This is a genomic window from Flavobacterium sp. (assembly GCF_039930565.1).
Classification (GTDB): Bacteria; Bacteroidota; Bacteroidia; order Flavobacteriales; family Flavobacteriaceae; genus Flavobacterium.
Map to the genome: position 1 here is coordinate 1 of NZ_JBDTTP010000150.1, position 2,904 is coordinate 2,904.

Annotated in this window: 2 protein-coding genes; one reads left to right on the plus strand and one right to left on the minus strand. The window is 33.8% G+C overall.

The features are described from left to right. Positions 1 to 1,229 (minus strand): recombinase family protein (locus ABI657_RS19155; protein WP_348098868.1); only part of this gene is annotated, 1,229 nt, incomplete at its 3' end. 825 nt (positions 1,230 to 2,054) lie between these two features. On the opposite strand from ABI657_RS19155, the gene ABI657_RS19160 reads away from it, so the two are divergent. Next, a partial coding sequence (locus ABI657_RS19160) for a hypothetical protein (protein WP_348098869.1) occupies positions 2,055 to 2,904 on the plus strand: 850 nt, incomplete at its 3' end.

The following is a 2,904-nucleotide window of genomic DNA, read 5'->3' on the forward strand; positions in this document are numbered from 1 at the left end:
AAATCCAAATATCTAAAATTTAATATTTCCCCACAACAATATGTGTTGATCCGTTTTTCAGCTAAAAGCAGCTCTCTTGCTTTTGAAAGTTTTGTGTTTAATTTCTCCATTTCCAATACAATAGCCCTGCGTCTATTTTCGAAAACAGAGGCAAAACTTTTATAATTGGTCATCATAATATCATGTAATAGTCCCTGAATAACAACCGGAAATTCATATTTTTTCAAATTATCTTGAAATATTTCATTTGCTTTAACTGCGCTTTTTCTAAAGCCGCACTTTGGAATACAATGATAATAATAGTAGTACCCTCCTTTTGATCCCCTTGAACCACTTCCGGTCAGATTCCGTCCACAATTAGGACACATCAAAAATCCTCTCAAAGGCAAGTTGTCGTCAGAAAATATTTTTGTTTGCGGACGCACTTGACGTATATTTCCATCTATAATATCCTGCACCTTATAAAACAGCGCTTCTGAAATTAAGGGCTCGTGCTGGCCTTGTACAGAATGTGCCTCCTCATCTTTATGTTTGGGAATAAAGACTTTCCCGCAGTACACTACATTACGCAGAGCGACATGAAAAGCACTCCTGCTAATATTCTTCCCCCTTTTAACCATAGCCTGACGCACCTGATCGGCTGCCAGCACACCTTTAGCAATTTCATTAAAAGCCCATTGTATATTGCTTCCCTCTGGTTCGTTTATCGCAATATATTTTTTACCGTTCTCTCTTGTTAGATTCACATAGCCAAAAGGAGCTATACCTAGGACCCTGCCTTCCTTTTTAGCACGGCGCATACCATAAAACGTATTTAAGGCACGCCTGTCATTTTCAACCTCAGGGGCAGCCAGATATATGGCGAGCATCATTTTATTTTCAGGAATGGAAAGGTCAAGCGGCTGTTCTACAGCCTGCGGTTCAATACCTAGGCCATTAAGTATATTAATCATTTGATAAGCATCTCCGGCATTCCTGCTGAAACGATCCCACTTTGTAAAAAGCACTAAGTCTGGTCTTGCCTTACGTTTCTTTACTCCATCGAGAAGCCGCACCCATTCTGGCCGCTTAAAGGTTTTTGCAGAATGGTCTTCAAAAATAACATTGTCAACCTCAATATTGTGATTATTGCAATACCTGCGTAGACGCTCGTCCTGGTCACGTTGTGAGTAACCTTTATCTGCCTGCTCATCGGTTGAAACCCGAATATATAAAATTGCACTTTTCATAATGTATGAATTTTATTAAATACTGTAAAACTTAACTTTAAGTACCGTAAAAATAAACAAACTAGGGAAGTTTAAAGTGTTTTTTAATAACAAGATATGTTAAATTATGCAAGAAATCAACTATTAAAACAGCTTCTTCATAGGACACTTCCATTCCAGCATCTTTCATTTTCTGAAATGCTTCTTCTATAGCTATCTTTTTTAACTCAAAATCATTCATACCCCTGCATAATTAATAGTTAACATCTTCTGTTTGACTAAATTTATTATAAAGAAGCAGGTATTAAGATGCTGAGGCTCTAAAAGGTAGTTTTTGGCTATCATTGGCCGTTCTTCTCATCTTCGAGAAATAAAACTTGTCCTTTACTTCCTTATCCTCTTTGAGTTGGTTGTATGACAACGATCTTTTATAAATTGATCTCTCTTCCAATTTTGTCGCTATTGTTTAAATAATTGATATCCTGAAAACAGGTATAAATACGTGCTGTTTTAGTTAAATTATTTTTAATTTAGTACAAAATTACTTCTTAATTAAAACTCATATAAAAGGCTCAATTTCTATTTTTATTCAACTTGTTAAAGCGTTCTTGTTAAAATGTAATTATAAATATGATACTGATTTTAATTATTTCAGTATTAAGGATGGATTGTAGATTGAATTGGCTTAAAAATTAGGTAAAGTAAAATTCTAACCGACTTCAATTTTTCAAAAATGGAAGTTTTGTATTGGAATGGTTTCAAATTGTCAAAGTCTCCATTTTGCTTCAGGTTCAACAAAGTAAATTAATATTTTGATTATTTAATTAATCTCTAAATGATTAAGCGATGAGTGTTACTGGATTTTTAATTTCGTTTAGTATAATTATGATGATGCTCAGTTTAGTATCAGAAAGAGCATCAAACTTTATCAAATTATATTTTCAAAGCAAAGAAATATCTATTCCATTTCTTTATAAGGAGGACAATAAGTGGAAGTATGCTTTAACAGTTAAACTTCAAATTTTAGCTTACAAGCAGCCTACTGCAATGGCTGAGAAAGAGCGTGAATATCGAGTAATGATCATTAACGTACTAGTAGGAATATTGATGGCCACTCTTGCCAATGCAAATTTCTTTGAAATAGTTTCTCAGATAAGCAGTCAAAAAGATGGAAATACTGAGGAGATAGCCATTAAAGGAATATTAGCAAATGACTTGAACAGCACTATAATCGCAGGGGCAATTTACATGTTCTTTTTTTTATGGTCGATCAGTTTAATACTTTTTAGCCGGCTATATGAATATAAAACAACAAAAGTTGGTTTTAATCTGAGCGATAGTAGAAAACGAGTCTATACATATCCTTTTTTAATCTGGATTTTTACAACGGCACTTATCGTTATAACACATACGATAATAAAAGAATATCAATTAAAAATAGGGATCCTATCAGATGTCTTCGGCAGTGTAAACTTCATTGCCATTATTAGGCATATTTTCGGTTTTACAATTACGGGGTTTTTCCTTAGTCTAGGTTCTAAATTCTGGCATGATTTATTAGATGTACTTTTCAAACTTAAGAATACGCAGCAAGTATTATCAGAAAGTAAAACCTATACCGATTATGATAGTGCTGATAGTTTGATCGCATTTGCGGAGACCTCTCAGTATGATATTGTAGAAGGATTATATAAAG